The organism is Streptomyces sp. NPDC056628 (assembly GCF_042792555.1).
GTDB lineage: Bacteria > Actinomycetota > Actinomycetes > Streptomycetales > Streptomycetaceae > Streptomyces.
On record NZ_JBHTWG010000017.1, the window covers coordinates 137,851 to 145,468 of the forward strand.

At 72.3% G+C, this 7,618-nt stretch carries 7 protein-coding genes; 2 read left to right on the plus strand and 5 right to left on the minus strand.

Going from position 1 to position 7,618, the window contains the following annotated elements:
• Positions 1-42: 42 nt before the first annotated feature.
• Entirely contained in the window at positions 43-1,602 is a 1,560-nt protein-coding gene (locus ACFRAC_RS21700) for an MDR family MFS transporter (RefSeq protein ID WP_382925962.1), read from the plus strand.
• A gap of 65 nt (positions 1,603-1,667) precedes the next feature.
• Here ACFRAC_RS21700 and cseC read toward each other — a convergent pair whose 3' ends face one another.
• From cseC to ACFRAC_RS21725, 5 genes are all read right to left on the minus strand, one after another.
• A complete protein-coding gene (gene cseC / locus ACFRAC_RS21705; protein WP_382925965.1) occupies positions 1,668-3,011 on the minus strand; it encodes a two-component system sensor histidine kinase CseC in 1,344 nt (447 codons plus the stop codon).
• A gap of 136 nt (positions 3,012-3,147) precedes the next feature.
• Entirely contained in the window at positions 3,148-3,852 is a 705-nt protein-coding gene (gene cseB / locus ACFRAC_RS21710; protein ID WP_382925968.1) for a two-component system response regulator CseB, read from the minus strand.
• A 103-nt stretch (positions 3,853-3,955) separates the two neighbouring features.
• The gene (locus ACFRAC_RS21715) at positions 3,956-4,681 is read right to left on the minus strand and encodes a hypothetical protein (protein WP_382925970.1); all 726 of its coding nucleotides are present in this window, start codon (positions 4,679-4,681) and stop codon (positions 3,956-3,958) included.
• Complete coding sequence (locus ACFRAC_RS21720; protein WP_055624676.1) at positions 4,669-5,208, minus strand: SigE family RNA polymerase sigma factor; 540 nt, start codon at positions 5,206-5,208, stop codon at positions 4,669-4,671. Before ACFRAC_RS21720 ends, ACFRAC_RS21715 begins: the two co-directional genes overlap by 13 nt.
• 316 nt (positions 5,209-5,524) lie before the next feature.
• The gene (locus tag ACFRAC_RS21725) at positions 5,525-6,460 is read right to left on the minus strand and encodes an A/G-specific adenine glycosylase (RefSeq protein ID WP_382925973.1); all 936 of its coding nucleotides are present in this window, start codon (positions 6,458-6,460) and stop codon (positions 5,525-5,527) included.
• 242 nt (positions 6,461-6,702) lie between these two features.
• Between ACFRAC_RS21725 and ACFRAC_RS21730 the strand changes: the two genes are divergently transcribed.
• The gene (locus ACFRAC_RS21730; protein ID WP_382925975.1) at positions 6,703-7,527 is read left to right on the plus strand and encodes a hypothetical protein; all 825 of its coding nucleotides are present in this window, start codon (positions 6,703-6,705) and stop codon (positions 7,525-7,527) included.
• Positions 7,528-7,618 lie beyond the last annotated feature (91 nt).

Consider the following 7,618-nt stretch of genomic DNA (forward strand, 5'->3'; position numbering starts at 1 on the left):
AACTAGCCGGGCGGCAAGTAAGTACCTGGGGGAGTGGGGATCATGGCCGAGACACTGACGGTGGACACCGGACCGGCGGGTCAGGAGGACCAGGCCGGCGAACAGCCGAGGAGCGTGCGCGTCGTCCTCCTCGCATTGATGATCACTATGATGCTGGCCATGCTCGACAACATGATCATCGGCACCGCGATGCCGACGATCGTGGGCGAGCTCGGCGGTCTGGAACATCTGTCGTGGGTCGTGACGGCGTACACGCTGGCCACCGCGGCCTCCACCCCGCTGTGGGGCAAGCTCGGCGACATGTACGGGCGCAAGGGCGTCTTCATGGCGTCGATCGTGCTGTTCCTCGTCGGCTCCGCCCTCAGCGGCATGGCCCAGGACATGGGCCAGCTCATCGGCTTCCGGGCCGTGCAGGGCCTCGGCGCCGGCGGTCTGATGGTCGGCGTCATGGCGATCATCGGTGACCTGATCCCGCCGCGGGAGCGCGGCAAGTACCAGGGCATGATGGCCGGCGTCATGGCGCTGGCGATGATCGGCGGCCCGCTCGTCGGCGGCACCATCACCGACCACTGGGGCTGGCGCTGGGCCTTCTACATCAACCTGCCCCTCGGCGTCGTGGCGCTCGCCGCGATCAGCGTCGTGCTCCACCTGCCGAGGAAGCGGGCGCAGGCGCGCATCGACTACCTGGGCGCGGGGCTGCTGACCGTGGGCATCACCGCGATCGTGCTGGTGACCACGTGGGGCGGCACCGAGTACGCCTGGACCTCCGCGATGATCATGGAGCTCGTCGCGATCGGCGTCGTCGCGCTCGTCGGGTTCGTGTTCTGGCAGACCAAGGCCGCCGAGCCGGTCGTGCCGCTGCACATCTTCCGCAGCCGGAACTTCACCCTGATGTCCGTGATCGGCTTCATCACCGGCTTCGTGATGTTCGGCGCCACGCTGTTCCTGCCGCTGTACCAGCAGTCCGTGCAGGGCGCCTCGGCCACCAACTCCGGGCTGCTGCTGCTCCCGATGCTCGGGGCGATGCTCGTCACCTCGATGGTCGCCGGCCGGGTGACCACGAACACCGGGCGCTACAAGCTCTTCCCGGTCGTCGGCAGCGCGCTGATGGTCGTCGGCCTCTACCTGCTGTCGACCATGGACACCGGGACCAGCCGGTTCACCTCCGGCGTGTTCATGGCGGTCGTCGGCTTCGGCATGGGCTGTCTGATGCAGATCACCATGCTCGTCGCGCAGAACAGCGTCGAGATGAAGGACATGGGCGTCGCCTCCTCCTCCACCACGCTCTTCCGTACGCTCGGCTCCTCCTTCGGTGTCGCGATCATGGGCGCGCTGTTCAACAACCGGGTGCAGGACGTCATGTCCGAGCGGGCCGGTGCCCTGGGCACGAAGATCACCGAGCAGTCGGCGCAGCTGGACGCGGCCAGCCTCGCGAAGCTGCCGGAGGCGGCCCGTGAGGCGTACCAGCACGCGGTGTCGTCCGGGACGCACTCCGCGTTCCTGCTGGGCTCCGTGGTCGCCGTGCTGTCCCTGATGACGGCTGTGTTCGTGAAGGAGGTCCCGCTCAAGGGGACCGGGCCCGAGGCCGGACCCACGGAGTAGGCACGCCGCCGGACCACGAGAGGGCCCCTGTACGGATCGCCGTACGGGGGCCCTCGCGCGTGTCCTCACGGGAGCAGGGGATAGCTGCCCGTGCTCGTCGGCGCGTGCTCCGGCAGCCACAGGACCGCCACCGCGCCCTCGGCCGGGACGTGGTCCGCGGAGCCCGCCGGGCGGATGTTGCGGAACGTCAGCCGGGCGCCCAGCACCCTGGCCTGGCCCGCCGCGATCGTCAGCCCCAGACCGTGGCCGTGCCCGGCGCGGTCGCTGCTGCCGGTGCGGAAGCGGCTGGGACCGTCGGCGAGCAGGTGGTCGGGGAAACCGGGGCCGTGGTCGCGCACCCGGACGACCCGCCCCTCCACGGTGACCTCGACGGGCGGCCTGCCGTGCCGCGCGGCGTTCGCCAGCAGGTTGAACAGCACGCGCTCCAGCCGCCGCGGGTCCGTCGTGACCTCCGACTCGTGCACGACCCGCACCTCGATCGCGGGGTCCTTCACCGCGACCCGGCGGACGACGAACTCGCCCAGCAGGATGTCCTGCAGCTCGGCGCGCTCCGAGGCGCTGTCCAGCCGCGCCACCTCCAGGACGTCCTCGACCAGCGTGCGCATGGCCTTCGCCCGGTCCAGGACCAGCTCCGTGGGCCGCCCGGGCGGCAGCAGCTCGGCCGCCGTCAGCAGCCCGGTCACCGGCGTGCGCAGTTCGTGCGCGATGTCGGCGGTGACCCGGCGCTCCGCCTCCAGCCGCTGCTGGAGCGCGTCCGCCATGGCGTCCACCGCACTCGCGAGATCGTCGGTCTCGTCCCGTACGACACCCCCGATGGCGTCCCGCACCCGGACGTCCGGCTCGCCGCTCGCGACCCGGTTGGCCGCGGCCGCCGCCTTGCGCAGCCGGCGTGACAGCTGCCCGCCGATGAGCACCCCGAGCGCGCTCCCGCCGAGCACCACCGCGATACAGCCGATGATCATGGCCTGGTCGAGCCGGTGGAGGATCTGCTCGCTGCGGTCGGTCCAGCCGGTCCGCAGCGACAGCACATGCCCGTTGCTCAGCGGGACGGCCGCCCAGATGTCGGGCGCGCCACCGGCGGTCTCCGTGACGTAGGTCGCCCGCCGGCCCTCCTCGACCTTGTCGCGCAGCGCGGCGGGCAGCTCCGGATCGTCGATCGTGGCGTTGGGGAAGTTCGGCCGCTTGGACTGCTCGAAGCTGCGCTGGGCGATCTGCACCCGCTCGTCCGCGACGTCACGCGCGCTGTCCAGCATCGAGACCCGGGCCTGGTTGTGCACGACCAGGCTGAGCACGACCGCGACGAGCGCGCCGACCAGCGCGATCGCCGCGCTCAGCTTCCAGCGCAGGCCCGTGCGGATCGCCACCCGGCCCCGCAGACCGGCGAAGCGCCCCCGCGTACGACCCCTCATGAGCGCGCCCCCAGGCCGGTCCAGGTCCATGACACCGCCGGCGCCCGGGCCCCCGCCCGTGGCCGGCTCGGTGAGCCCGGCGCTCCCCGCGCCCGACGCGGCCGTACGTCCGAACAACCCCCGCATGGCGCCCCGCTCAGGCCTTCAACTTGTAGCCGAAGCCACGGACCGTCTCGACCCGGTCCTGGCCGATCTTCTGGCGCAGCCGCTGCACATGGACGTCCACGACCCGGGTGTCCCCGCCCCAGCCGTAGTCCCACACGCGCTCCAGCAGCTTGTCGCGGGACAGCACGGTCCCGGGCGCGGAGGAGAACTCCAGCAGCAGGCGCATCTCGGTCGGTGTGAGCGCCACCGGCTGCCCGGCCCGGCGCACCTCCATGCCCTCGGTGTCGACCTCCAGGTCCCCGAAGGTCAGCAGCCCGCCGGCGGCCCCGTCCCCGCCGTCCTCCCCCCGGTCGTGGCCGCTCGCGTGCCCGAAGCGGCGCAGCACCGCCCGGATGCGCGCGACCAGGACGGCACCGTCGAAGGGCTTGGTGACGTAGTCGTCGGCGCCCGCCTCCAGGCCCAGCACCACGTCGATGGAGTCCGCGCGGGCCGACAGCATGATCACCGGCACGGTCGACTCGTCCCGGATCCGGCGGCACAGGCTCACGCCGTCCAGGCCCGGGACCATGACGTCCAGGAGCGCGATGTCGGGCCGGTCGGCCCGGAACGCCTCCAGCCCCGACAGCCCGTCGGGCATGGCCGTGACCGCGAAGCCGTCCCGCTCCAGGGCGAGCTGGGTCGCCTCACGGATGACGTCGTCGTCCTCGACGAACAGGACGTGGGTCTGCTCTGCCATCCAGGTGCTCTCAGTCCTCGTGTGCGGTCAGGGGTGCGTCGGACGTGCTCACTTCACAGACGCGTGGGCCCGGCGAAGCGTTCACCGCCGTGGGCGGCGCCACTCAGCCGGCCGGCGCTTGCGTGTCCTGGCCGTCGTCCAGGGTGCCGTAGTCGGTGTGCGTGCTGTACTCCCGCACGAACCGGCCGGCCGTCCACCGGTACGACACGACGTTCTCGCTCGACGGGTTCGACAGCGCGTCGTCCTTGGCGTACACCTGCTCGGTCACCACCAGGTAGCCCCGGTCGATCTCGGCGTAGACGGGCGGCTCCTCGGCCTTGAAGACGTTGCGGTACGCGCCGCCGCGCTCCCGGTACACGTACGAGGCGACCCCGACCGCGTCCCCGCAGGACAGGACGTTGACCACGATGTCGTCGGACGGCCCTCCGGTGAGGTCACCGTACGACACGTCCACCGGGTACTCGTCGGACACACACGGTTTCAGCTCCCGCTTGACCTGCCCGGAGACCTCAGGGTCCGCCTTGACCAGCCGGACGGCCGCGCGCCGGTCCGGGACCGGTGTGGGGGTGGCGGAGGCGAGCTCCGGTGAGGTGCGGGCCGAACTGCCCACGGTCTCCGCGTGCGCCGGGCCCTCGTCCCGGGCGCCGGTGCCGCCGGTGGCGCAGGCGGAGGCGAAAAGGGCGAGGGCGACGACCACGGCCACCGCCGTGAACGCCGCCTGAAAGTTCCCCCGGACCGCCGGTTCGCCGTCCTCGGCGTCCGGCTCGGTGCCGGGACCGCCGTCGTCCGAGCGCCCGGTGCCGCCCGTCGTCGTGCCTAGGCCGCGCAACGCTCCCGCTCCTCACGCTCCAGCGCGCGTGCGTCCAGATCGCGGTTCTCCAGCTCCTCGCGGAGCCGGGCGAGCGCCCGGTGCAGCGTGCTCTTGACCGTTCCCGCCGACATGCCGAGGGCGGCGGCCGTCTCCTCCGTGGACATCTGCTCCCAGTGTCGCAGGACCACGACACTGCGTTGCTTGGGAGCGAGAACCTTCATGATGTCCATCAGCAGGGCGCGGTCCGCGTGCTGCTCAGTGGCGTCGTCGACCGAGGCGTCGGGCAGCTGTTCGGTGGGGACCTCCTCCAGCTTGCGCGCACGCCACCACTCGGTACGGGTGTTGATCATCACGCGGCGCAGGTAGGCGTCGGCGAGGCGCTTGTCCGCGATGCCGTCCCAGCGGTGGTACGTGCGCACCAGCGCGGTCTGCAGCAGGTCCTGGGCGTCGACCGGGTCCGGGACCAGCCGGCGGGCGCTGCGCAGCAGCGCGTCCTGCCGCGTACGGACGTACTCCTCGAACTCGAGCACCTCTCCCTGCGCCATGCTGACCGCCTCCTGATTCCCCGTCACCGGCGGCCTGTTCGCCGTCGGTCTTCCTGCCTGTGCTTCGTGGTCGTCCCCGTCCGCCGGGTACGGGAAAGAAGCTACGGAGGCGTTGTCACGGGGCTGTCCGAGGCAGCCTGCGGGGAACGCTCGGCTGTCCGTCGGTTGTGTAACGGAAGCAGGAAACGGGCGAAACGGCCGGGATGGTTGGACGTGTTGTGTGGCGATATGTCCGTGTATGGACTGAGGAACGGCTGTGAAGTACGGGGCGCGGGAGCCCGGTTCCTGTGACAGGGACCGGTCCTCCCGCCGGCCGTCAGCTCGCCGGCAGCCGGTACATCCCGTCCGGCAGCGGCTCCACCAGACCGTCCGCGACCAGACCGTCCAAGGCCCGGGCCCGCTGCACCGGTTCGTGCCACACCCGGTCGAGCGCGGCCTGCGGCACGGGCGCGTGCGCGTCCCGCAGCACGGCGAGCAGCTTGCCGCGCACCTGCCGGTCGGTCCCGGCGTACGTCTGCCCCCGGCGCGGCGGCCCCTGGTGCTCGGGCTTGCCCGCCAGCTGCCACGCGCACTGCGCGGCGATCGGGCAGCGGTGGCACGCCTCGTTCTTCGCCGTGCACACCAGCGCGCCGAGCTCCATCGACGCGGCCGCCCACCGCGAGGCGGTGTGCTCGTCCTCGGGGAGCAGCGCGCGGGCGAGCTTGCGCTCCGCGGCCGTCGTGGCGTTCGGCGGGTACTGCACGCCGGTCACGGCGCGGGCGATCACCCGGCGGACGTTGGTGTCCAGGACGGCGTGCCGCTGGCCGTAGGCGAAGGACGCGACCGCCGCCGCCGTGTACTCGCCGATGCCGGGCAGCGCCAGGAGCTGGGCGTGGTCGGTCGGTACGTCGCCGCCGTGCCGTTCCGCTATGGCGACGGCGGCACCGTGCAGCCGTAGCGCGCGGCGCGGGTAGCCGAGGCGGCCCCAGGCGCGCACCGCCTCGCCGGGAGTGTCCTTGGCGAGGTCGGCGGGACGGGGCCAGCGGGCCAGCCACTGCTCGTAGACGGGCAGGACGCGGCTGACCGGTGTCTGCTGGAGCATGAACTCACTGACCATCACGCCCCAGGGGCCGGCGTCGGGGCGCCGCCAGGGGAGGTCGCGGGCGTTCTCCTCGAACCAGTCGATGACGGCGCCGTGCAGCGGCTGACCCAGGGGGCCGTCGGAACGGGGCGCGGCGGAGTGGCTGTGCGGGGGTTTCGTGGGCGCAGTCATGGCCTTCCGATCCTGCCATGCCGGGGGCGGCGGGAAGGGGAGGCGGCGGTCTCGGTGCGTTTCCCGCCGGGGACGGGCTGTGTGGCGGCCCGTGTCCCCGGCCGTGAAGTGCCGCTCGGGTCCGACCAGTTCGACCGCGCGGGGCCGCTGCGGGAGGTCTCCGGGATGATGATCCGGAAAAGTTGTCGTCTCGGCGGCGGGTGACGCCAGGTCGGGCACCGATCTCTCGTACAGTTTGGGCCGTGGGATCTTTGCGCAATCCGGTCGGGCCGCTTCCCTCCTCCATCTACTGGCGACGGAGGGCCGTCATGCTGTCCGTGGTCGCCCTGTTGGCGCTCGTGGTCACCTGGGTGGTCACCTCGGGCGGTGGCGGCGGCAAGAACGGCGCCGGCGGATCCGACGGCAAGAATCCCTCGCCCTCGACGATCACTCCGGGTCCGTCGGGCTCGGGTCCGGCCATCAGCCAGGCGCCGGGCGGGCGCGACGAGTCGACCGGCGGCGGGGACTCCGGCGGATCGGGTTCGGACGACGGCTCCGGATCGGGCTCCGGCGGCGGTGAGGGCGGGAGTTCCGGCGGTGAGGCCGGCTCCGGCGGCGGTTCCGAGGTCGGCGGCCCGGGCGCCGCGGTCGGCGCGGGCGACACGGTCGCCGAGGGGTCCTCGCTGCCCAACTGCGTCGCCGGACAGGTGAAGTTGACGCTGCGCAGCCTGCGCAACTCCTACGCCCCCGGCCGGCAGCCCACGTTGCGGCTGACGGCGGCGAACTCCTCCGGCTACGACTGCAAGATCGATCTGGGTCCGAAGAACGCCGTGACGACCATCACGCAGGCCGGCGCCGACGACGACATCTGGTCCTCCGCCGACTGCCCCAAGGGCGCCGGCAACCTGCAGTTCCGGGTGCCCGCCGGGGCGAGCATCACGTACACCGTGAAGTGGGACCGCAAGGCGAGCGCGCCGCAGTGCGCGACCCCGAAGGCCGGCGCGGCCAAGGCCGGGACCTACCTGGTGGAGACGAAGACGCCGGGCTTCGGCACGGTGCAGACGTCCTTCGTGCTGGACAAGGACTAGGGCGTGTTTCGAAAGTCCCGTCTGGTCCGCGACGCCTGGCACGGCGCCTCGCCGCGTTGTCGGGATCGTCCGCGTACGCCCAGTACGCGGA